This is a genomic window from Desulfobacula phenolica, from assembly GCF_900105645.1.
Classification (GTDB): Bacteria; Desulfobacterota; Desulfobacteria; order Desulfobacterales; family Desulfobacteraceae; genus Desulfobacula; species Desulfobacula toluolica.
In genome coordinates this window covers 41,442-65,461 of the sequence record NZ_FNLL01000005.1, presented here as the reverse complement: position 1 = coordinate 65,461, position 24,020 = coordinate 41,442, and the positions used below count along the sequence as shown (strand labels likewise).

Below are 24,020 nucleotides of genomic sequence, written 5' to 3'. Positions count from 1 at the left end.
TTAATGCTTCAATTAACTCATTTGCTGTTGAAGTGGCATCGCACAGCATCTTCTTTCATCCGTCACAACTAAAAAATTTAAATCAGCAATATGACAGATTATAACCCTTATATTTTGATCAAGCCTCTTTTATCGATTTTTACAATTGGTAAAGAATGTCGACAGAATAGTTTTTTTTACAGGGTGTAAAGAATATCGACACAATCGCCTGTTTTTCAGGATTGACGGCTTTTGTCATTGAGTTGATATGGTGAAATATTTTAAATGGTTAGCTCTTTTTGATTGCCAAATAATATTTGGCATAAAGCTTGCTTTTTTGAGGAACATATATGGTCGGCGGAATTTGATTTTGCCGGTTACAAAAAAGGAAAAAGGGTAAATGATAAATATAAACGTACTGCTTGTGGATGATGAAGAAAGATTTCTTTCGACTACTCAAAAGCTGTTGGAAAAAAAAGGCTATACTGTTCAGACTGCCTCAAACGGCGTGGAAGCTCTTGGGAAATTAAAAGAGCATAATATCCAGGTGGTTCTTTTGGATGTCAGAATGCCGGGTATGGATGGGATCGCAATCTTAAAGAAAATCAAACGCGATTTTCCTTTGATTGAAGTTATTATGCTGACTGGTCATGGTACTGTGGAATCCGCTGTTGACGGTGTAAAATTAGGTGCGGCAAATTACCTGATCAAACCGGCTGATATTGATGATATTTCAGAAAAAATTCAAGAGGCTTTTGAAAAAAGACAAACCATCAGAGAACAAACTCATGACAGAAAGGCATATTTTAAGAAACTTAAAGTTCGACTTGGAGTTGGGCTGCTGGCTGCTTTTATGCTTCCCTATGCTGCATTTTTCGGTTATTTCCAATTCCAGTTCAGCAAGACTTTGAAAGATACCGGACGCTTGAATCTGGAAGCTCTTTCAAACAGCCAGAAAAATACCATTGATCTTTTTTTGCAGGAACGGGTGGCTAATATTTTTACCTTGTTTCATAGCGCTGATTTCAGTCTTAATCCTTCTCAAAATAAAATGCAAACTTACCTCCATGATTTAAGACAGGTTGATGATGCTTTTATTGATGTTGGGTTTTTGAATACACAGGGAATTCAAACCGGATATGCAGGATCATTTCCATACCTTAAGGATAAAAATTACAGCGATGAAAGCTGGTTTAAAATTTTGTTGAATCAAAAACGCCATTATTACATCAGTAATATTTATCTTGGATTCAGAGAAAAACCACACTTTACAATTGCCGTCAGGCAGATAATTGACGGCAACCCTTATATTATGCGTTCCACACTTGATCCGGATAAATTTTATATGTTTTTAAGATCCATCAGCCGAGGAAAAGAGGTGGAATCCGCCTTGATCAATAAAGAGGGACTGTTTCAAATTGTGGATCCTGACAGGGGTGAATTGCTTGGCAAAAGTGATTATATCCCACCTGAAAACATTGAATCCGGGGTAACGGAAATCAATAAAAACGGAGATTCAATACTTATAGGTTATGCATGGCTCAAAGAAACTCCCTGGGCACTGGTTGTCCGGCAGCCGTTGAAAATCGCTCATGCAGGGATGTATGAGAGCCGACGTATGATGAGTATTATCCTTGTCATTATTTTTCTGGGGATTGCAGCAGGCATATGGGTTGCAAACAGCAGGCTGATCACCCATGCCCAGGGGGCTGCTGAAAAAAGCGATGAACTGCGGCATCAACTGTTTCATGCATCAAAACTTGCCTCTGTCGGTGAACTGGCAACCGGGGTCGCCCATGAAATTAACAATCCTTTGGCCATTATCGTTGCCACAAGCGGTGTTATTCGTGATATGCTCAATCCTGAATTCAACCTTAACCCCAGCCCTGAAGAAATCGTCAAAGAGATTGATACCATAGATTCGGCAGCGTTCAGGGCAAGAACCATCACCAAACAGCTTCTTGCTTTTGGACGTAAAAATGAACCCAAGCTTATTCCCTGTAACGTAAACCATATTCTCGATGACATCATGAGCGGGCTTAAAGAACGCGAGTTCAAGGTGGCGGATATTGAAATTATACGAGAGTATGATCCTGGTCTGCCTGAAATCATGTTGGATCATGACCAGATTCGGCAGGTTTTCTTTAACCTTATCAATAATGCCGGGGATGCGATTTGCGGGCCGGGAAAAATTACGATTACAACGATTAGAAGTGACGAGGATATACATATTACGATTAAAGATACCGGCAAGGGAATGTCGCCCAGGCAACTGGGTGAGATATTCAACCCTTTTTTCACCACAAAAGAGGTGGGGAAAGGAACCGGACTTGGCCTGAGTGTTTCACTGAACATCGTAGAATCACTTGGCGGAACAATTGATGTTCAGTCTTTAGAGGGTGCCGGAAGTTCGTTTACAGTATCGTTTCCGATTCGCAGATTGTGATGGAACACATAAACTTATTCACATTTTAACCAAAAGGAAGGGCTATGGAAGAGCAAATAATAGCAAATGGCAATAATGAAAAAATCAAAGTGTTGTTGGTTGATGACGAAGACAGGTTTCGGGAAAATCTGGCAAAACAGCTGGAACACAGAGGATATGAGGTTCTTGATGCAAGCAATGGCGAAGACGCCATAAAAATTGTGCGTCACGAAAATCCACAAGTGGTAATTCTTGACCAGAAAATGCCTGATATGGATGGTATTCAGACCTTAAAAGAGATAAAAAAATTAAGGCCTGAAGTCCAGGTCATAATGCATACAGGTCATGGCAGTATCGAATCGGCTCGGGTGACTGGAAAATTTGATGTGTTTTCTTATCTGGAAAAGCCTTGTGCCCTGGATGATCTGATTAGAGAGATAACAGCGGCCAGTCAGGAACGCGTTTATGCCATGGCCAGAAATGAAATTCCCGACGTACAGAGAACCAGCCTTAAAAACTGGCTGGTTGGTGTGCAAAATGCCCGCCCGGGAGTTATCATCCTAGGGGTTATTCTTTTTTTGACCATGGTGTTTATACCGGCACCAAAGCAGATGGTAAATTTTTTATCGGCAAAGAAGACTGGTAATCTTACAGAAAGCATTGCTGGATATGCAGAATACCGCAAAATGGAAAAGGGTCAGACGATTGTAGAGTATTATGGTAAAAAAGCAAACTTGTACACCCAAACAAAAAACTGGGATGGGGCCATGGTTAAAACAGCTCCAGGTGTGGACAGGGTGGCTTTCAGGGCAAAGGTTATGATAGGAGTTCTTATGGTTGCCGCCCTTTTTTGGGCAACAGGTGCCGTTCCCATAGGAATAACAGCTCTTCTTGTGGGCGTATTGATGTATTTTTTCGGAATTTTTCCTCCCAGCATGGTGGCAAAAGCTTATGCAAAAGATTCGGTTATTTTTATCTTCGGTGTTCTTGCCTTTGCAGCCGCCATCAGTAAAACCGGTCTGGACAGGCGGATCGGTATTCTTTTGCTGGGAACCAGCACCTCCCTTCGCAAGTTTGCGCTTATTTTTGCACCTCTTCTGGCCGTAACAGCATCTTTTCTTTCCGAGCATGCATTGGTTGCGTTTATTGCTCCGATTTTAATGCTGGTATATATGGGAACAATCAGAACGGCGAACATAACCAAAGACAAGGGGCTGATTGTCATGCTGCTTTTAATGCTGACATTCTGTGCAAATATAGGCGGACCCGGATCACCTGCCGCAGGCGGTCGTAATGCCGTAATGCTTGGAATTTTCGGAGATTACGGCATCAGTATTTCGTTTGGTCAGTGGGTTAAAATGGGGCTTCCTTTTGTGCCGGTAATGGCGCTTACCATTGCTGCATATTTTCTTATTGTTTTTAGAAATAAAGTCAAGGTCAAATCAGTCAATGTTGCTGCCGCAGTAAAACGGGAAGGGGAAAAAATCGGCAAGATGACACCAGATGAGTACAAAGCTGCAGGAGTTTTGATCCTGGTTATTATTTTATGGGTTACCTTTTCCAGCAAGGTGGGGATGGGCGGTCCGGTTATTTTATGCCTGGTTTTGTTGAATGTTCTGGGAATCCTTCGCTGGAAAGATATCAACAGCATTCATTGGGATGTTGTGGCGCTTTATGCGGCCGCCAGTGCCATGGGCGTCGGTCTGGCCTCCACAGGTGCTGCGCTCTGGCTTGCAAACAGTTTTATTTCCATCCTCCCTGATAGCTTGACTTCTGGAATCGGACTGTGTATGTCCACAAGTTTTATTACCGGTATCCTCACCAATTTTATGAGTGACGGTGCCACTGTGGCTGCTGTAGGACCCATTACCGTGCCAATGGCAACCCTTTCCGGGACATCGCCGCTCATGGTTGGATTGGCAACTGCATTTGCGTCTTCTTTTGCGCACATGCTGATCATCGGCACACCGAATAATGCAATTGTTTACAGTATAGCCCGTGATCCTGAAACCGGAGAGCAGCTGGTAACAATGAAAGATTTTTTCATTCACGGTTTTGCGGTTTTTCTCCTCAGTATGGCTGTGTTGTGGATATGGGTATTTTTCGGGTATTGGAAATGGATGGGAATAGGCAGTATGTAATTTAGAAAGGAATGATGACATGGAAAAAGAAAAAATAAATCTTTTAATCGTAGATGATGAAGACCAGTTTCTGGAATCAATCAAAAAAAGCCTGGAGTTGAGGGATTTTAATGTGATTACAGCGAACAGGGGTGAAAAAGCTGTTGAGGTGGCTAAAAACAACACCATTGATATTGCGCTGGTGGATCTTAAAATGCCCGGAATTTCAGGTGAAGAAACATTAAAATTGCTGAAGCAGGAACATAAATGGATGGAAGTTGTCATCCTGACCGGGCACGGGGCAATTGATTCTGCTGTGGAATGTACCAAAAGCGGTGCATATTCGTATCTTCAAAAGCCATGTGAGTTGGATCAACTTCTTGAAACCCTGCAGGATGCATATAAAAAAAAAATAATGAACAGAAAACAGATTGAAGAAAAAAAGTTGAATGAACTTTTAAATATTTCCATCTCAAGCAGGCCCAGAGAAATTCTTCGCAAGTTAAGAGAAATTGACAAAGACGGCTGATACCGATTTTTGTTGATCTGTGTTCCTTTGGTCAGTATATGTGAGTTTTTTGTTGTTGCCCTTACATCTTGTCGTCCTGGACACGCGGCATGCTGACCAAAGGAACCTTTTAAACTGGGCCAACTTGTGTTATCGGCTCTTTTGCTATGATTTTCAGTTTATGGGGTCAAGGTGTTGGCAAAAGCATAATAACACAGGTTTGACCCTATCCTTATTGCTTCTGCCAATCTTTTATTACCCTGCCTTTTTTGATATTTCTTTAAAGTTAACATTGAACACGATTGATTTTTTGATTGATTTACAAATTGAAAAAAAACCTGACATGTGTTGGTACTCTTTTTTTCTTCGTCCAAACTCAGATCAATGTATAAAAATAAAACAATCTTTTATATTCCAGTGAGTTGTGTCTTTTCTTTGTCCTTTGAATCAAATCGGCATCATAGTTGCTATTTGGTTATTTATTACTTGGTTGCGATTTGGAGATTCATTTGATGAAGTTATAAATTCCAGTATTACCATAAAAGTTAAGAGGGCATTATGGATAAGAACAGTCAAGATCGTAAAGAAAAAGGAATGCGGGTTAAACGAACCATTTTAACAAATATGATTATTGTTCCATTTATCCCTTTTTTACTGGCCATTGGAGTAAGTTTCTATTTTTTTACTACTGCACTTGAAAACAAGACCGTCAACACGTTGAAAAGGATCGTACAAGATCATTGTGGTATGATTGAGTCTTTTCTGATAGAGCGCAATTCAGATCTTGAACTTATCACAAACACCTATAGTTTTGAACAAATCAACTCGACCCAGACCATTAATGCCATATTTGAAAATTTAAAAGATCGATCCAGCGCTTTTGTTGATCTGGGGCTTTTTGATTCTCAGGGCATCCACATAAGATATTCCGGCAAATATCCGTTGAAAGGAAAAGTATACAAGGATGAGGTGTGGTTTAAAAAAGTAATGCAGACCGGATACTATATCAGCGATGTTTTTTTGGGGTATAGAAATGTCCCTCATTTTATAATTGCTGTGCGGCAGGGCAGCGGGGATAAAACCTGGGTACTTCGTGCAACCATTGATACTTTGTTTTTTGACACCCTGGTATCAAAAGTGCAAATCGGAAGAACAGGAGAGGCTTATATTTTAAATAAAAACGGAATTGCACAAACCCTTAGGCGGTCTAATGGTACCCGTGTTTTGAACATGGATCCGGACTATTCCGGTTTCCCAAAATTGCAAAACACAACTCATACCTTTATTAAAGCCGATTCGGCAAAGAATAAATATGTGTATGCAACCACCTGGCTTAAAAATGGAGAGTGGCTCCTGGTGGTACGCCAGGAAAAAAAGGATGCCTATAAATATTTATATTCCGCTTTGTATATCAATATATTGATCATGGTTCTCGGCGGGGCGATTATTGTCGTTATTGCTCTGTATACAACTGAACGCATCCTCAAAAGGATTGAGCAGTTGGGGATGGAAAAGAAAAGTCTTGGAAATCAGTTGATCAGGGCTACTCAATTGGCTGAAATCGGTGAGATGGCAGCCGGGTTTGCCCATGAAATCAACAATCCACTGCAAATTATTAAAAGTGAATACTCTTTGATTGAAACCCTTTTTGATGAAGTATTCGGTAATGACAAAATTCCCAAAAACGAAGAGATAAAGGATATTGAGGAGTCACTGGACCAGATCAAACTCCAGGTGAACCGATGCTCTGAAATTACTCATGCCATTTTAAAGTTCGGGCGGGAGAATGAAACAAAAGAGCAATTGCTGCATCCTTATATTATTATTCCTGAAATTATCAAGATGATAGAAAAAAAAGCAACGGTCAGCGGTATCAAGATTGTTAAAGATATTTCAGAAGATGTTCCAGGGTTTCTGGGTGATCCATCCCAGTTTCAGCAGGTGATGCTTAATCTTTTAAATAACGCAATGGATGCAATCGAAGAAAGGCATGGTTCATCAGGGGGGCGTTTGAGTATTGCGGTTTGTAAGGAAAATGAAAATAAAATTGAAATAAAAATCACTGACAATGGAATAGGCATCAGTCCGGAAAATATTGAAAAAATATTTTCTCCTTTTTTTACAACAAAACCTGTTGGTAAGGGTACTGGACTTGGGCTTTCCGTTTGTTATGGGATTATAGAAAGTTTTGGCGGGGTCATGGAAGTGAAAAGTGAACAAAATACAGGCACGACATTTGTGATCTGTCTGCCGGTTAAACATTATTAAAAGGAGGGAGCTTAGCTGTGGAAAAAATGAAACTTATGCTGGTTGATGATGAGGCTCGTTATCTTCAAACAACCCAAAAACTGATCGAAAAAAAAGGGTATGAGACATTAATTGCTCAAAGCGGAAAGGAGGCTCTTGAACTTCTTAAAACAAAGAATGTTCATGTGGTGATTCTTGATGTCAAGATGCCGGGGATGGATGGAAATGAGACTTTAAAGGCAATCAAATCCATGTATCCTCTGGTGGAGGTCATTATGCTGACCGGGCATGCCACTGTGGACTCGGCCATTGACGGTCTTAAATCCGGTGCTTGTGATTATCTCATGAAACCTGCCGATATTGATGAAATTATGGAAAAAGCCATAGCTGCATTTGAAAAACGGCAACGACTTGAGGAAAAAATCAGGACGGCTCAAACAAAAAAATATATGAGATCCCCTCGCGAAATTCTCAAAGATGATGATGAATAAAATTTTGTATACTGGAGGTTGATAAATGAAAAAAGAAAAGAAAGTCACTGGATATGATAAATATATAGACTGGAAAATTTTTTGCGTCCCGGTCATCCTTTTAATTTTGGTTTTATTGATGCCTACCCCAAATGGCATGAAAGATGTCGGTACTGAATTTAAAGTTGGTCCCAAAGCTGTTGTGAACTTTATTACCACAGAACTGTTTGATAAAACCAGTTCCGATTCAGAACAATGGCAATTGCTCATTGCCAAAATGATGGAACAGAACATGCGGTTAGGCGCTTTGCAAAAAGAACGTTTCCTGAAACGCGATATCAAATGGTGCAAAAAATATAAGATGGGTGCCAGCCAGAAAAATTTTGATAAGGCCCATGACTATATAAAAGACAATGTGCCTGAAAAAGATTTTATGACATTTATGGAAAATGCATTAAATCTTAGAAAAGAAGGATTGAAATATGAAGACCTGACAGGAAATGATAAAAAAGCTGCCGACAAGGGTGCCTGGCATATAAAAGTTTCCATTGCCATGGGGTTGTTTGTTGTGGCTTGTTTTTTAACCGAGTGTATTCCCTTGCCGGCAGTTGCCTTTTGTATTGGCCTGATCCTTGTTTTTACCGGGGTGGTTTCAAGAAAAGAAGTGGCTATGCTGTACTGGAGTGATGCCTGCTGGTTTATCATGGGCAGTCTTATGTTTGCTGCGGCCTTTGTTAAGACAGGTGTTGATAAACGGGTCTGCATGGCAATGTTTAAAAAACTGGCCGTCCCCAATACCAAATGGATCACCTTGATTTTCTTTGTCATTATTGCACCTCTGGCCGCATTTATATCGGATCATGCCCTGGCTGCCATGTTTCTTCCCATTGGGATGCTGTTATACCAGAACAGCTTGACTGATGAAGTGCCGGAGGATAAGGAGCTTGCAAAACTTTTAATGATCAGTATTGCCATGGCCTGCAATATAGGTGGCCCTGGAGCGCCTTCCGGCGGTGCCAGGAATGTTATTATGATGACCTATTTAACTGATATGTTTGGGGTTGATATCGGTTATTTTCAATGGGTTACCTATTGTTTTCCGTTTGTCATTGTTATGATTCCAGTTACCTGGTTTGTCACAAATCTTCGTTTCAGGCCCAAAATCGTTTCCCTGGCACCTGCAATGGATCAATTAAGAACAGAAATCGATAAAATGGGATCATGGAATTCCAAGCAGATATGGGCCCTGATTATATTTGTTATCATGGTGTTTGGATGGTTTACGGAGAAAGTGTTTTTTAACATGGGTATTTATCCCATCCGCCTTGGCATTGGTGTTATTGCCGTAGCAGGTGCCGTGGCCTATATTCTTACCGGAGTTGTCAACTGGCGCGATTACCAGGACAAAGTGGATTGGGGGGTTGTCTGGCTATATGCAGGTGCCATCATATTTGGAAGGACACTTGATAATACCGGTGCAGCTTACTGGCTGGCTCGATCCGTCATAGACTTTTTAGCACAATTTGGTATGGAAGCCGGTCTTCCCTTAATGATGGTCAGTAACGGATTGACCTCGATTCTTACAAACCTTATGGCAGACGGTCCTGCCGCAGCTTCAGTCGGGCCGATTGCTCTGAACATGGCTGGTATGGTTCATCCCGGAACCACTTATCTGCCGTTCATGGCCATGGCTACAGCTATTGCCTCATCATTTGCCTATTGCCTGATTATAGGCACGCCTCCCAATGCAATTGTTTACGCCAGCGGATATCTTGAGCCCAAGGATTATCTCAGGGTTGGCATTCCCATATTTTTCCTGGCCAATGTTGTATTGCTTTTTATGACTGGTGTTTTCTGGTCATTCAGGGGATTTGGTATGATGCCCGGATTTTAACTTGATTTTAAACGGATGCTGTTATGAATAAACAAATAGAAATAAAACAAGATATAAAAAATATAAAAGCCAAGAAAACAATAGTGAAAAATACAAAATTGTTTTTCAGCAAAGAGACTGAACGTAAAATTTTTTTCTTTATGACAATTATCATGCTTTTTTTCGGTTTGATTTCAAAACTGGTATGACCTGTGAACAAGCACATGATTGATTCAGACAAAGATATCTAAAGGAGAGTGCGATTATGTTGGAATCAAGTTTAAAAGCATGGCAGTTTTACTCTTATTCTCTGATTCAGCTTTTGATAGAACCAGGGCAGTTTTTTAAGGAGCTTCCGGAAAAGGCAACTTTGAGAAAAACTTTGGGATTTATGATGATTGCCTGTGTTTTTTTCACCATTGCAAGTCTTTTAACCGGGGCATATTCTAAACCTGTCTGGGTAATGGCTGTCATTTTTTTTGCCAATGCGTCAGGAATGATACTTATCTCGTCAGTGTTGGGGTATATTTCAATGGCAATGATTCTGGGTAAACGCACCTCTTTTTTTATCATTTTCAGTCTGTATGCATTTTCATCCGGGGTGACCCTGTTTATATCGTGGCTTCCTTTTCTTTTGTGGTTTTCAGAGCCTTGGAAATGGTGGCTGATATATACGGGTTTTAAAAATACCTGCATGTTAACATGGAAACAGGTATTGTTTATTTTGCTGGTTTCCATGACCATTCAGTTTTTTTTGATATATTCAGCAATCATGGCATTCGTTAATTAAGGATAAAATCCGATAATATCGCACAAATAGTATGAAAAGCACTGATCAATAAGGAGACAACACAGATGACAAAAAAAATAAAAGTGTTAATGGTTGATGATGAAAAAAGATTCAGGGATACGACCAAAAAAATATTGATGAAAAAAGGGTTTGAAACAATTCTTGCAGAAAGTGGAGAGGAAGCTCTTGAAAAAATATCAGAAGCTCCTGATGTGGTTATTTTGGATATTAAAATGCCGGGAATTGATGGCCACGAGGCCCTGGCAAGAATAAAAAAAATCAATCCTGATTTGCCGGTTATCATGCTGACCGGCCACGGGGGCATCCCTTCAGCAAGGGAGGCCCTGGTTGAAGGGGCGTTTGATTATCTGAGCAAACCATGTGATATTGATTTGCTGGCGGAAAAGATCAAGGAAGCCTGTCATATGCCAGGTGAATTATCCGACAAGGAAGAAAGAAAGGTTACATCTGTTATGATTCCCATTACAGAGTACACAACTATAAATGAAGGTAAAACCATATTTGAAGCACTCAACGAACTTAAAAAATCCTTTATCACAAAGATGGCAACAAACCGGCTCATGGAAACCGGTCATCGGTCTATTCTTGTGAAAGGGGATGATAATGAGATAAACGGAATTTTAACCATTAGAGATCTCTTGGAAATGATCATGCCGGCCTATCTTACCGCACCCAAGCCATCCCTGGCAGACAGTATTGAATATTCCCCAATGTTTTGGAAAGGAATGTTCAGTAAGGGGATCATTGCTATAAAAGACAAATGCATCAGTGATGTCATGTCTCCCTCTCCTGTTTCCATTGAGAGCAATTCCAACCTGATGGAGGCTGCATATCTAATGATTTATAAAAAGGAAAGACGCCTTCTTGTGACATTGTCAGGCAAAACCGTGGGTGTGATAAGGGAACAGGATTTGTTTTTTGAAATGGAAAAAATTTTAAATTCATAAGACAGGAGCTGTTTTTTTTAAGTAACTCAACTTTAGGATTTAAACTATAGTAAACTGTGTCAGGTTTGTTTTATTGTTTATCAAAAATATTATTTTTTGATAAACAAAAGGCAATAATACAAGCCTGACACTACTGATTTGACTTCATTGCTTTTTCCCGGACTATTTCTTTTAAATTATATCAAATTGCTTCCCCCTTGCCTGTGTCAGCTTCTTTTACAACCTGCATGATTGTTGTCTTTGTTTCTTGAAAGACCAGGTATTTTTTTTGTGCTTTGAGAGCCATAGAAGCTTTATACCCGTGGGTTTTATTTTTTTTATAAAACTGGCACGTCAATTGCTATTAAAGAATATAACAGGCAAGGGTCTGTTAAGAATGATGCGTAAACTACAGGAGATTAATGATGTTGATAAAAGAATGGATGAGCCGATCCGTAATTACTATAAACTATAACGAATCTTTGAAAGATGCGGCCAAATTATTTCAGACAAAGGTGATTTCCATGCTCCCTGTTTTAAAAAATGGAGAGTTGATTGGTATCGTAACTGACGGTGATATTAAAGAAGCAGCTCCTTCTGAATCACCGGCTCTGGATAAGTTTGAAATTTTTTCATTAATGGATTCTGTTAGGATTGAGTCTGTCATGACCAGTCCTGTTGTCACCATTCATTCAGATCATACGGTTGATGAGGCAGCCGGAATAATGTTGAGCAAAGGGATATCAGGAGTGCCGGTTGTTGATTCTGACGGTTCGCTGGAGGGTGTTCTTACGAAAAGCGATGTTTTTCGATGCTTTGTGTCTTTTACCGGCGTTTCAAATAATGGCCAGGTGTTTGCATTTAATTTGCCGGACAAACCCGGCATTATAAAAAATTTAACAGATATGATAATGAACAGTGGCGGCAGGCTGTGCAGCATCATGACCTCTTACGATGATATAGAAGAAGGACTTCGAAAAGTATTTTTTCATACATTTGACATTGATTCCGACAACTTTGACAATCTGGTTGAAAAATTTAACAGGGCAGGGGAACTGCTTTATGTGGCTGATCTGTCAAGGGGATTTCGGAAAATAATTAGGAGATAAAGGAGGTGTAATGTGGTTATACAAGAATGGATGAGCAGGTCCGTCATTACCATAGAATATAATGAGTCTTTGAATGATGCTGCCAAATTGTTTCGGACAAGGGTTATTTCCATTCTTCCTGTTTTGAAAAATGGAGAGCTTTTCGGTATTGTAACGGATGGTGATATAAAAAAAGCTACCCCTTCTGATGCCACGACCCTGGATAAATTTGAGATTGTATCTTTATTGGATTCCATTAGTGTTGAGTCGGTCATGTCCAAGCCTGCTGTTACTATTCATTCTGATCATACGGTTGATGAAGCTGCCGGAATCATGCTGAGCAAAGGGATATCAGGAATGCCGGTGGTTGATAAGGCAGGTTTGCTGGAGGGTATCCTTACAAAAAGCGATGTTTTTAGATGTTTTGTGTCTTTTACAGGTGTTTCAAACAAAGGGCAGGTGTTTGCATTTAATTTGCCGGACAAACCCGGCATTATAAAAAATTTAACGGATATGATTCGGAACAGTGGTGGCAGGTTGTGCAGTATCATGACCTCTTATGATGATATGGAAGACGGTTTTAGAAAGGTGTTTTTTCATACATTTGACATTGATTCCGACAATTTTGACAGCTTGGTTGAAAAGTTTCATGGAATAGGGGAACTGCTTTATGTGGCTGATTTGTCAAGGGGATTAAGAAAAATTATTAAAAGATAAAGGAGAATTGCAATGAGTAAAATAAACAAAATATTAGCATGTGTTGATCTTTCTGAATATTCTTTGATGACATTGAAGTATTCTGTAGAGTTTGCAAAAGGATCAAAGGCTCAAATCATTATTTTAAATGTTATCAATCAAAGGGATATCAACGGTGTTGAAATGGTCAGTGGTTATTTCCCCGGTTATTTTTCAAATGAAATCAATGCACAAGACTATATCAGGGAATTAAGAAAAGATAGGCATGAAAGAATAAAAAATTTGATAGATGAAAATTTTTCCGATGAAAAATCAAAGATGACCATAAAAGTTGATGAGGGGGTTCCGTTTGAATGTATCCTGAACGCTGCAAAAACAGAGAAAGTCGATTTGATCGTGATGGCCAACAAGGGCAGGGGAAACCTGTCAAGAGTTCTTTTTGGCAGTGTTGCTGAAAAGGTCTTTCGGCATTCTTCGGTTCCGGTCGTCAGTGTCCGAGATGAACTGAAATTCACCAGGAGCAAATAAAAGTGAAATGACCGAATGTATGGTACTGTAAAACAGTGTGTTTGAATCGTTTTAACAGGCTATGTCCGATGGGGTGGCTTTCGTAAATGTGGGAGGATGAAGGATGAGTACACTTAATTTGCACAGACTGTTTAACCCGAAATCAGTGGCAGTGGTTGGAGCCAGTGAAAAAAAGGGTTCGGTTGGATTTTCAATTATGAGCAATCTTTTAAAAAATGGGTTCAGGGGAGATATTTTTCCTGTTAATCCAAACCATACCAGTGTCATGGGTTTGCCTTCGTTTAAAAATATTGAAGAGATCGAATCGGATATGGACATGGCTGTCATTGCAACGCCCATACAGTTTGTTCCTCCTATTGTTGAATCCTGTGGAAAAGCAGGTTTGGCAGGCGCTGTTATCGTATCATCCGGCGGAAAAGAGATCGGAAAGCAAGGACAGGCGATTGAAGCAAAAATTCTGGAAAAGGCCAAAAAATATAATCTGCGTATTGTCGGACCCAATTGTTTGGGAGTGGTGAACACTTCAAAGGCTCTTAATGCAAGTTTTGCACATCTGTCCCCTTTGTCAGGTAAAATTGCCTTTCTTTCCCAGAGTGGCGCAGTGTGTACCTCTGTTTTGGATCTTGCACATCGCGAAAAGATAGGGTTCAGTCATTTTATCAGTCTTGGCTCAATGCTAGATGTGGATTTTGCAGATATGATTGATTATCTGGGATCTTTGAGTTCTGTGGAAAGTATTGTCATGTACATGGAGAATATCACCAATATTCGAAATTTTATGAGTGCGGCCCGGGCAGTTTCCAGGATAAAACCCATTATCGCCTTGAAATCAGGCAGATCAGAAGCCGGGGCCAGGGCGGCGGCATCCCATACAGGTGCCCTGGCAGGTGAAGATGCAATTTATGACGCAGCATTTCGCCGGGCCGGAATTATACGGGTAAATGAATTTGAAGAATTATTGGACTGTTCTGAATTTTTATCAAAACTGGGCCGTCCTTCAGTATCCGGCCTTACAATTATTACCAATGCAGGCGGGCCGGGTGTTATGGCTGCAGACGCCCTGGCCTCCCATGGAATGGAACCGGTGCAGCTCAGTTCCGAAACCATTGAAAAGCTGGATAAAATTCTTCCGGAAAACTGGAGCCGGGCAAATCCCATAGATATCCTCGGGGATACAGCAGCCGAAATTTATATTGAGGTGGCAAAAATATGTGCCAAATCAGAAGAAACTGATGCCTTGCTGTTGCTGTGTTCTCCGGCCGGGACAATGGATACGTTTAAGCTGGCAAACGAGTTGACAAATTTTTTAAAAACCTTGTCTTGTCCTATTTTTACGGCATGGATAGGAGGGGATAATGTTCAACAGGCCCGGCAGGTGTTAAATCAAGCCGGTATTGTGACCTATGATTCAGCAGAGCGTGCTGTCCGGGCGTTTAAGAATTTTTATCAATATGGCCGTAATATTGAAACATTATTGGAAATTCCCGTTCGAACAGATAAAAAATTGATTATCAACCGGTCAAAGGCTGAAAATATAATCAAAAAGGCTATTTCCAACAAAGTTGAAAGTTTGACGGAGATACAGGCCAAAAACCTTCTTCAATCTTATGGAATTACAGTCAATACAACCCAGCTGGCTGAATCGGAAGCCACGGCTGTAAGACTATCCGAGCAGATCGGATATCCGGTTGTTTTGAAAATCTGTTCAAGGCAAATTCTTCATAAATCAGATTGCGATGGGGTAATCCTGAATCTTAAAACAGCCGGCGAGGTTAAAAAAGCGTTTGCTCAAATAATTGAAAAAGCAAAGGAATTTGCGCCCAAGGCTGTTATTGAAGGTGTAACCGTTCAAGCCATGCAGAATCCGGCAGATTATGAGTTGATCATCGGTGCTAAAACAGATCCCAATTTCGGACCGGTGATTGTTTTTGGGATGGGAGGTGTCATGACCGAAGTGTTCAGGGATACTGCAATTGGTCTGCCTCCATTGAACAGGCTTCTTGCCCGACAGATGATCGAAGAAACCAAAATATCAAAGGTTATAAAGGGATTTAGAAATTTCAGACCGGTCAGCATTTCATTGCTGGAGGAATTGTTGATAAGGACGGGAAGGCTGGTTACGGATTTCCCGCAAATCAATGCACTGGATATCAATCCGTTAATGGTTGAAAATGGTGAGATAACGGCTGTGGATGCCAGGGTTATTGTTTGCGAACCATCTGTTGCGTCCCCCGGGCATTTGATCATCAGTTCCTATCCATGGCAGTATGAAAGAAAAGATTATACAGTCAATGGTCATGAATTTTTTATAAGGCCTCTTCGACCCAGTGATGTGGATTTGCTGATAGAGCATTTTTATTCACTGTCACCCAAAAGTATTTATATGAGATTTTTTTCACCTGTAAAACAATTGTCCAAAACCATGCTTATCAAATTAACCCAGATTGATTATGACAGGGAAATTGCGCTTGTCGCACTGATGGGAGAAGGCAAGGATAAAAAAATGGTCGGTGTATGCAGAATTATTCTAGAATCCGACAAGACCCGGGGTGAGTTTGCAACGGCCATAAGTGACGGCTGGCATGGCAAGGGGATTGGCTCATCTCTTCTCAAACAATGCCTAAAGGCAGCTCAGAGCAGGGGAGTAAAGCATGTGGTTGGATTTGTCCTGGCTGAAAACACACAAATGCTGATGCTGGGCAGAAAATTGGGATTTTCTTTAAAACGGGCTTCCAATTCAGGAGAATATGAAATAACTATTGATTTTGAAAATATGCATTTTGATTAGACGGTTTTAAATATAGTTTTTCAGGGAGTATAAAAATAAAGCAGTTCTTTTTTGACAAACGAGACCATGAACTTATCCGGATTGTTAATTCAGTCTATGATGCAGATAACACCCTTGGGTATACCCGTAAATTATATTACCCTTTTTTTCACCCTCTGGGGATAAAGGAACTGGCGGAATCCAAAGGACTTAGGACTGCATATTCTATTGTAAACCTTCTCGAGTCAATGGAGAGAGGACAGATAGAAAATCGTCTGCAAGCTCTTAAGGGCCTGAATGATGATATTTTCAGCACGGCTGACGGTCCCATGGCGAAAAATACTGCCAGGGTTCTGCTTCAAATAATGAAGGAGCTTGTCAGGGCAAAAGGAGATTATTCTCTTCAACTGCACCTGGCCCATGATTTTCGTATGGCAGCCTTTGGGAAACCCAGGATTGTCAGAAGACTGCTCAAACATTATCATCTTCTGGAAATGCCTGAAGAATGGAACCAGATCACCTTTGACGACCATGTGCATGATGCCAATACATCGGGCCGCAAATCTCCTACCCATCTTATTATGGATGCCTGGATAAAGGGGATTCGCCGGTTAAGAGTGATTTATTACCATTATATTGAACCCAGATTTGCCGCAGAACTCATCGAAGCTGCAAGGATTATGGAAATTGATCTTAGAATCGGTATTGAATTCTGGGCAGCTTACCGGAATAGTACCATCTCATTGATCTGGGTATCCAGAGGGCTTCCTGATGTTGATACTTTCCTGTGTTTTCTTGCCGAACCCCATGTGGTTGAATTTATGGAACAGGGGAAGGCGGTTTTAAAATTTCAGGAAAAATGTGTGTTACGCCTTTTGTCTGATTTTAATGAGCAGAAGTTTGAAACCTTGTGCCGGGATTTTGATATTGATATGAAACGGCCTGTGCCCGAGGAGTTTTTGCGGTTTGCATTTCCCGGACAGCCCTCGGTCCTTCATCTTGGAGAGTATATTCATTCTCTTGCAGTCTTTGCAATGAAAGAGCGAATCAAAGATTTAAATCAGATGTTTAGTATGTCTGATGCCGAGGAACAGCAAAAGATAAAACAAATGGTGGAAAAAATGGACTGTTTTAGTGCCAGAGACATTATTTCCAACTATTTGCGCCTGTCCCAACATCATGGTATGCCCATGCTGTTTGATATCTGCAATGATATTGATTTGCCTGACAGGCTTAAAATGAATTTCAAAGAACTTCTTGCCAATATTGAAAAGCTTCATCATGGTTTTAGAATTACCCTTAATCTGGGTGACCTGAAACCGGAAGACGTTCTTGAGATTCTTTATGAAAGCGATGGTCTGGTTACCCGGCTTGAAATCGTAAATTTAAAAGATTTTATTCTCGGCAAGACAGATCATATCTTTTCAGTTAATGCGCTTCAAGAAGCCATTAATGACGGAAGCCTGTTAAAGCTCAAACGGGTTGTCCGGCAAATTATCACGAGTGTGGAACAGTCTGATTATGTTGATAAGACAGACCGGTTGAAAAAACTTGTGGATATCCTTCATGATATTGATGCATTGAAAAACATGTACTCAGTAAGGCCGCTCAAATCCAGGTTGGGCAGTGATTCAAACGGAAGATCCAATCAAACTTATGGAATGGGATTTGGTATTGTAAACACACTGACTTTCAGAGCAAAAAAAGAGATCCAAAAATATACCGGGGACAGATTGATTCTTCCGGCAAACATCAAAGTAAACCAGAGGGTGACCTCTTTTCCGATAAACAGTATGCATCCTGTTTTAAAATGGGTGATGAATATTTTAAAACGCTTGCCCGGTCTTGATCAAATTATGCAGGTGCAAAAAAAAGAGTGGGTCTTTGAGGCCTTTTTCATGGATATGAAAAGAAAAGGTAATATTGTTACTCTTGGCGGAATACAAAAGGACATCAGAAACGGTCTTCGACTTGATTTGCCGGACAGTGAAAAAAATATTACGGAAAAATCCTGGAACAATCTTAATACACGACTTAAAAACGGCTTTAAAGTGATTATTGGTTTTATTCCTGCATTTATCTGTTTTGCGTTTACCAAAGATTGGTGGTTTCTGGCCTATTTCGGCGCATTCATCTGGTTTGGTATTACTGGTATTCGAAATGTTTTACAATCTGTTCTCGGGGGAGGCGGCCTTCGAAGATCCTCCCTGCTAAAATGGAATGATTACATTAGTTGGGAGCGACTGACAGACTCCTTGCTATATACAGGTTTTTCAGTTCCTCTTTTGGATTATGTGATTAAAACTGTTCTCCTTGATAAGACCTTTGGCATAAATATAACTTCCAGTCCTATGATATTGTATTCCGGCATGGCGCTTGCCAATGGAATTTATCTTTCTACTCACAATGCATTTCGCGGACTTCCCAAAGGTGCCATAACCGGTAATTTTTTTCGGAGTATCCTTTCCATTCCTGTTGCAATCGTGTTCAGCAGCATGGTTGGCGGGATGTTAAGTTTTTTTGGTGTTGCTGCTGTTGAGGTTATTCTTCAAAAATGGGCTGCCATCATTTCAAAAGCAGCGTCTGATGCCGTGGCGGGAATTATAGAAGGGACGGCAGATCGGTTTCATAATATGGGCCTTCGCAAAAGGGATATAAAAAAGAAATTTTCAGATCTGTTTGATACCTATTCAAAATTGGAACTTCTTTTTCCTGAAGTTGAAGAACTCAAGATCCTTGAAAAATCAGAAGCATTATTTAACAGCAGGAATTCCGAGGTAAAGGATCTTGCTCGAATGATTATTATTAATTCTCTTGATTTGTTTTATTTCTGGATGTATCTGCCAAGGGCAAGAACCGTTATGATTGATATGGTTTCACGGCTGACTCCGGAAGAAAAAATTATTTTTTTGCAGTCCCAGAAAATACTGGAACACGAGCAGTATATCAGCAGGCTATTTGTTGATGGTATTCTGGGAAGGAATTTTTCACGCCCACTGTCATTTTACCTGACAACATATAAAAATTATCTGTATTCCATCGAAAAAATCAATTAACTTAAATTCGGCAAAGTCTTAAAAGTTAAACTAACCAAAGATTATTTTACAAAATACTGATCAATTTATTGACTGTTAGTCAATTTGTTTTACTGCCTGTAAAAAAAACTGACATGTCTGGGCGTGGTGTCAGATGTTTTTACAGATTGAATAGTACTGTTTTTTTAATGTGTTATGTTATGTTACGGTTTTCGTAATGTTTGGCATGTATTTTGATATAAATAATAAGCAAATGAGAGGAAATAAAAATAAAAAGTGTAAAAGGGAAAAACATAATGGAACAATCTTTACCAGAACGAAAAGCTTTTTATCAGATATTGACAAGAAAAATGACAGTTTTGATATTAATTGTTTCATTTTTTCCCATGATATTAACAACCGGCATTCTTTTTTATCGATTTAACCTGACATATACTGAAAAAATTCAGGCTCACATTTCAGAACTGGTTCAACGGCACACCCAGAATATTGATACTTTTTTATTGGAAAAATTAGGGAATATTCAGTTTATAGCCCGGTATTTTGACAGTAAGCCCCAGATCCCAACGCAATTTCTTCAAACTAATCTGACATTATTAAAAAATGAATATGGAGATGTCTTTACTGATTTGGGACTGGTCAATGAAAACGGTATTCAGTTTGCTTATGAAGGGCCTTTTAAACTTGAAAATGCAGATTATTCAAAGGCTGAATGGTTTTTGAACGCAGTAGACAAACCGTTTTATATCAGTGATGTGTTTGCCGGGTTAAGGGGACATCCCCATTTTATTATTGCCATCAAGGTTAAATCAAATGATTCCGACTATATTTTACGGTCAACCATCAATTTCGGAGCCTTTAATTCTTTGGTGGAAAACATTCATATCGGTGAAACCGGAATAGCCTTTATTGTTAATAGTAAAGGCCAACTGCAAACCAAAACTGACATGGGATTCAACCCGTCAATCATTGCATCAATGGTGGATCGCAGAGGGCATAACAATAATGAAACGGTTTTTGAAAAAAAACATGATGCCTCGGGAAATCAATTCTTATGTGTAACGTCAATGCTTAAAAATATTGACTGGATAATGGTGTTTCGTCAGGATATCAGTGATGCTTTTCATGATTTATGGAAAACACAGCTTCTCACTTTGATCATATTCGTTTTTGGATGCATTGCTATTCTTTCAGTCGCCTTTATGCTTCCCCGCAATATTGTCGAGCTGATTTCAAGTGCGGACAAAAAGAGCGAGGTCATGAACAAACAGGTGATTGAAAGCGGAAAACTGGCAACTATAGGTGAACTTGCCGCAGGCATTGCCCATGAAATCAATAATCCGGTTGCCATTATGGTTGAAGAGGCCGGATGGATAGAGGATCTTCTTGAAGAAGAGGATTTAAACGGATCTGAAAATTTTGATGAATTCAAGCGGGCCCTGCGCCAGATCAACACCCAGGGAAAACGGTGCAAGGAGATTACTCATAAGCTGCTCAGTTTTGCCAGGAAAACGGATTCTACAATCAATGATGTCCAAATTAATGATGCCATCAAAGAAATTGTTTCTCTGACTGCTCAAATGGCAAGATATAATAATGTTATGATTAAAACAAAACTGAATCAGGGGATTCCTTATATCAGGATATCTCCTTCTGAACTGCAGCAGGTTATTCTTAATTTAATCAATAATGCCATTGATGCAATGGAGAAAAGTGGTGGAACAATTACGATTGAAACAAGCATCAGCCGGATTGAAAAGAACCAACTGGTGGTTTCAATTGAAGATGACGGGCCCGGTATCCCAAGGGATAATCTTGACAGAATATTTGATCCTTTTTTCACAACAAAAGCCGTTGGAAAAGGGACCGGGCTTGGCCTTTCAATCTGTTACGGCATAATCCAGAAGATGGGGGGAGAAATTGATGTCTACAGCCAGGTCGGTATCGGGACAAAATTTCGCATATGGATACCTTTTCAGGAAGATTTAATTGAAGACAAAAATAATGATACTGATAATCAGATAACTGATAATCAGATAAATATATAAGGAGACTAAATATGAAAAAAATTAAATTATTGCTGGTAGATGATGAAAAACCATTTCTCGATACCATTACCAAACGTCTTGAAAAAAGAGATGTGAGTGTTTCTGCAGTTTACGGTGGAAAGGAGGCTTTGGATGAGCTTGAGAAAAATAAAGCCGTTGAGGTGGTCGTTCTTGATGTAAAGATGCCTGGAATGGATGGTATCCAGACATTAATTGAAATTAAAAAAAGATTTCCCCTTGTGGAAGTCATAATGCTGACAGGTCATGCCACTATAGAAACAGCAATTGACGGGATGAAGCTGGGTGCATTTGATTACCTGATGAAACCCTGTGATATTGATGTGCTGGTAAGCAAAGCAAATGATGCCGCATCAAAGAAAAGAATACATGAAGAAAAAATTACCGAAGCCCGCATAAGAGAAATTACTGAGCGGAGAGTATAAGAAAAAGAGGCAGATCATGAGCGGGAACAACAAGAACAGCATAAACGTCTTGCTGGTTGACGATGAAAAAGGGTATTTGAATGTTTTGTCCAACAGGTTATCCAGACGATCTATTATTGCAACAAAGGCATTTAGCGGTACCCAGGCCATACAGATACTTCGAAAACAAGATTTTCATGTGGTACTCCTTGACTTAAAAATGGAAGACATGGATGGAATCGAAGTTTTAAAGGTTATCAAAAGAATGGTTCCTGACCTTCCTGTGATCATATTGACTGGACACGGTTCGCAAACAGCTGCCAAAGAAGGAATTTTATTTGGTGCATTTGATTATCTGAGCAAGCCATGCGAGCTTTCGGAGTTAATGGATAAAATCCATGAAGCCCACAGGCATCAACAAAAATTGTCTGATGAGTCCCATGCTGATTAATGAAAAAATATAAATATGAGTTGAGTTGTTAAGGAGAAGATATGTTTTATAAGACTAATGGATTTAAACTCTGTGTTGCGGTGTTGATAGGTGTGATTGTTTTTCTTCTTCCAAGGCCGGAAGGAACGCAATTTAAAATATCAGGCGATACCGGCCGAATTCTTTTACAGAATGTGACACAACATTTTACTGTTATGCCTGAAGGAAAAATTCCAACAGAATCATATGTTTTAAAGGCAAATTCACCCGGTTCTCTTGAGGGCAGAGCAAAATTTTTAGAGCAAAAAGCAAAAACTTTGAATCTGGATACCGTTACTGTTGATTATGTTAACGGGCTTTCACCAAAGGCGAAAAGGTTTTTGTCCATCCTTGCCGTTCTGGTCATATTGTTTGTAATTGAGCCGATTCCACTTGAAATAACTGCGGTTTGTATAGGGGTTTTTCTGGTCATCATGCAGATTACAGATGTAAAAACTGCGTGGGCTCCTTATATGCATCCGGTAGTTATTTTTATCATGTGCTGCCTGATTTTTGCAATTGCACTTGATAAAGCCGGTTTAACCAAACGTCTGGGATATTTTATCATCAAAAAAGCAGGTAACAGTATTACTCGGTTTACCTTTATTATTGCCATAGGACTTGGACTTGCTTCATCGTTCATGCATGATGCCGCAGCCTGTGCCATCGGAATCGTGACCATGCTACCGCTGATGCGCGCTGTTGGTATAGAACCCCATACCAATACAGCCAAGTTTATGATGCTGTCATTGCCATTTGCCTGCTCTTGCGGCGGTATGGGAACTCTTGTGGGCGGAGGGCGATGTATGGTTTCAGCAGCTTTTTTAAAAGAATTTACAGGGATTGAGATCACTTTTTTTGACTGGATGCTATATTGCATGCCTGCAGCGTTTATTACAGTGCCGATTGCCGTATGCATTGTGTATGTGGTTTTTAGGCCGGATCCAAAATTCAAGCTGCCTGATTTTGATGAAGATTTAGGTCCAATGACGTCACTTGAGAAAAAAACCGTGACCGTTATTGCCTGTGCATTTTTACTTTGGCTGACAAAGGGTCTCCACGGTATAGATTATTCCGTAACCGGTATGCTGGGGGTAACTTGCCTGGTATTGCTCAAAGTGTTAAAATGGCGTGATATCAATGACAACCTGGAATGGGGAACGGCATTGTTTATTTTCGGCGGCGGAATTTCACTGGGCCTGGCCATGGGGTATTCCGGGGCTGCAGATTACTTTGCCCATTTGTTTTTTCCTTTGATTCAGGGAAAAGGCTGGCTGGTTCTTTTTGTTGGCGTAGGTGTCTTCGGGGCTTTGGTAACAAACGCAATGGCTAATGTTGCTGCGGCCGCCCTGATTCTTCCCATTGTCATTCCCATGGCGCAGCTTGAAGGTGTGGACCCTACGGTACTGTCCCTTTGTCTGGGAACAGCCACTTCTTTTGCCATGCTCCTTGTTATCGGATGTCCCCCCAATGCCATTGCATACAGTTACCGGTATTTTAAATCATCCGATCTGACTAAAGTAGGGTTGGTTGCCACACCTGTTTTATTGACGGTTTTAGTTGTGGTTGCAGCCTTGTGGTGGAGAATCCTGGGGTTAATTTAGGATA

At 40.2% G+C, this 24,020-nt stretch carries 17 protein-coding genes; all 17 read left to right on the top strand.

Annotation, left to right across the window (positions count from 1 at the left end):
• The first annotated feature begins 379 nt into the window (after positions 1–379).
• The 17 genes from BLT94_RS09300 (at position 380) to BLT94_RS09220 (ending at position 24,016) form a co-directional block, all read left to right on the top strand.
• Entirely contained in the window at positions 380–2,425 is a 2,046-nt protein-coding gene (locus BLT94_RS09300) for a response regulator (RefSeq protein ID WP_092233169.1), read from the top strand.
• 44 nt (positions 2,426–2,469) lie between these two features.
• A complete protein-coding gene (locus tag BLT94_RS09295) occupies positions 2,470–4,545 on the top strand; it encodes an SLC13 family permease (RefSeq protein ID WP_092233166.1) in 2,076 nt (691 codons plus the stop codon).
• A gap of 19 nt (positions 4,546–4,564) precedes the next feature.
• Positions 4,565–5,053 (top strand): response regulator, encoded by a 489-nt coding sequence (locus BLT94_RS09290; protein WP_092233163.1) that lies wholly within the window; start codon positions 4,565–4,567, stop codon positions 5,051–5,053.
• A gap of 537 nt (positions 5,054–5,590) precedes the next feature.
• Positions 5,591–7,300 (top strand): sensor histidine kinase, encoded by a 1,710-nt coding sequence (locus BLT94_RS09285; protein WP_092233160.1) that lies wholly within the window; start codon positions 5,591–5,593, stop codon positions 7,298–7,300.
• A gap of 17 nt (positions 7,301–7,317) precedes the next feature.
• Positions 7,318–7,770 carry a response regulator gene (locus tag BLT94_RS09280; RefSeq protein ID WP_092233157.1) on the top strand — a complete coding sequence of 151 codons (453 nt, stop codon included), beginning with the start codon at positions 7,318–7,320 and terminating at the stop codon, positions 7,768–7,770.
• 25 nt (positions 7,771–7,795) lie between these two features.
• Positions 7,796–9,643 carry an SLC13 family permease gene (locus BLT94_RS09275; protein ID WP_092233154.1) on the top strand — a complete coding sequence of 616 codons (1,848 nt, stop codon included), beginning with the start codon at positions 7,796–7,798 and terminating at the stop codon, positions 9,641–9,643.
• Between the two features lie 244 nt (positions 9,644–9,887).
• Positions 9,888–10,412, top strand: a complete 525-nt coding sequence (locus BLT94_RS09270; RefSeq protein WP_092233151.1) for a YIP1 family protein — start codon at positions 9,888–9,890, stop codon at positions 10,410–10,412.
• Between the two features lie 65 nt (positions 10,413–10,477).
• Positions 10,478–11,380 carry a response regulator gene (locus BLT94_RS09265; protein WP_092233148.1) on the top strand — a complete coding sequence of 301 codons (903 nt, stop codon included), beginning with the start codon at positions 10,478–10,480 and terminating at the stop codon, positions 11,378–11,380.
• Positions 11,381–11,781: 401 nt separating this feature from the next.
• Entirely contained in the window at positions 11,782–12,468 is a 687-nt protein-coding gene (locus BLT94_RS09260; RefSeq protein WP_245743066.1) for a CBS and ACT domain-containing protein, read from the top strand.
• A gap of 12 nt (positions 12,469–12,480) precedes the next feature.
• Complete coding sequence (locus BLT94_RS09255; RefSeq protein WP_092233142.1) at positions 12,481–13,164, top strand: CBS and ACT domain-containing protein; 684 nt, start codon at positions 12,481–12,483, stop codon at positions 13,162–13,164.
• 12 nt (positions 13,165–13,176) lie between these two features.
• The gene (locus BLT94_RS09250) at positions 13,177–13,671 is read left to right on the top strand and encodes a universal stress protein (RefSeq protein ID WP_092233139.1); all 495 of its coding nucleotides are present in this window, start codon (positions 13,177–13,179) and stop codon (positions 13,669–13,671) included.
• 103 nt (positions 13,672–13,774) lie between these two features.
• Positions 13,775–16,459 carry a bifunctional acetate--CoA ligase family protein/GNAT family N-acetyltransferase gene (locus BLT94_RS09245; RefSeq protein ID WP_092233136.1) on the top strand — a complete coding sequence of 895 codons (2,685 nt, stop codon included), beginning with the start codon at positions 13,775–13,777 and terminating at the stop codon, positions 16,457–16,459.
• Positions 16,460–16,686: 227 nt separating this feature from the next.
• Complete coding sequence (locus tag BLT94_RS09240; protein ID WP_092233133.1) at positions 16,687–19,494, top strand: hypothetical protein; 2,808 nt, start codon at positions 16,687–16,689, stop codon at positions 19,492–19,494.
• Positions 19,495–19,769: 275 nt separating this feature from the next.
• A complete protein-coding gene (locus BLT94_RS09235) occupies positions 19,770–21,521 on the top strand; it encodes a sensor histidine kinase (protein ID WP_092233130.1) in 1,752 nt (583 codons plus the stop codon).
• A gap of 11 nt (positions 21,522–21,532) precedes the next feature.
• The gene (locus tag BLT94_RS09230) at positions 21,533–21,964 is read left to right on the top strand and encodes a response regulator (RefSeq protein ID WP_175530310.1); all 432 of its coding nucleotides are present in this window, start codon (positions 21,533–21,535) and stop codon (positions 21,962–21,964) included.
• Positions 21,965–21,980: 16 nt separating this feature from the next.
• Complete coding sequence (locus tag BLT94_RS09225; RefSeq protein WP_092233127.1) at positions 21,981–22,394, top strand: response regulator; 414 nt, start codon at positions 21,981–21,983, stop codon at positions 22,392–22,394.
• A gap of 41 nt (positions 22,395–22,435) precedes the next feature.
• On the top strand, positions 22,436–24,016 hold the full coding sequence (locus BLT94_RS09220; RefSeq protein WP_092233124.1) for an SLC13 family permease: 1,581 nt from the start codon (positions 22,436–22,438) through the stop codon (positions 24,014–24,016).
• Positions 24,017–24,020: the final 4 nt, after the last annotated feature.

Bases quoted from the DNA above. Each gene is read 5' to 3' on its own strand.
- BLT94_RS09265 (WP_092233148.1), top strand. From the start codon at position 10,478: ATGACAAAAAAAATAAAAGTGTTAATGGTTGATGATGAAAAAAGATTC.
- BLT94_RS09230 (WP_175530310.1), top strand. From the start codon at position 21,533: ATGAAAAAAATTAAATTATTGCTGGTAGATGATGAAAAACCATTTCTC.
- BLT94_RS09290 (WP_092233163.1), top strand. From the start codon at position 4,565: ATGGAAAAAGAAAAAATAAATCTTTTAATCGTAGATGATGAAGACCAG.
- BLT94_RS09250 (WP_092233139.1), top strand. From the start codon at position 13,177: ATGAGTAAAATAAACAAAATATTAGCATGTGTTGATCTTTCTGAATAT.
- BLT94_RS09260 (WP_245743066.1), top strand. From the start codon at position 11,782: ATGATGTTGATAAAAGAATGGATGAGCCGATCCGTAATTACTATAAAC.
- BLT94_RS09245 (WP_092233136.1), top strand. From the start codon at position 13,775: ATGAGTACACTTAATTTGCACAGACTGTTTAACCCGAAATCAGTGGCA.
- BLT94_RS09235 (WP_092233130.1), top strand. From the start codon at position 19,770: ATGGAACAATCTTTACCAGAACGAAAAGCTTTTTATCAGATATTGACA.
- BLT94_RS09300 (WP_092233169.1), top strand. From the start codon at position 380: ATGATAAATATAAACGTACTGCTTGTGGATGATGAAGAAAGATTTCTT.
- BLT94_RS09295 (WP_092233166.1), top strand. From the start codon at position 2,470: ATGGAAGAGCAAATAATAGCAAATGGCAATAATGAAAAAATCAAAGTG.
- BLT94_RS09240 (WP_092233133.1), top strand. From the start codon at position 16,687: ATGGAGAGAGGACAGATAGAAAATCGTCTGCAAGCTCTTAAGGGCCTG.
- BLT94_RS09275 (WP_092233154.1), top strand. From the start codon at position 7,796: ATGAAAAAAGAAAAGAAAGTCACTGGATATGATAAATATATAGACTGG.
- BLT94_RS09220 (WP_092233124.1), top strand. From the start codon at position 22,436: ATGTTTTATAAGACTAATGGATTTAAACTCTGTGTTGCGGTGTTGATA.
- BLT94_RS09225 (WP_092233127.1), top strand. From the start codon at position 21,981: ATGAGCGGGAACAACAAGAACAGCATAAACGTCTTGCTGGTTGACGAT.
- BLT94_RS09285 (WP_092233160.1), top strand. From the start codon at position 5,591: ATGGATAAGAACAGTCAAGATCGTAAAGAAAAAGGAATGCGGGTTAAA.
- BLT94_RS09270 (WP_092233151.1), top strand. From the start codon at position 9,888: ATGTTGGAATCAAGTTTAAAAGCATGGCAGTTTTACTCTTATTCTCTG.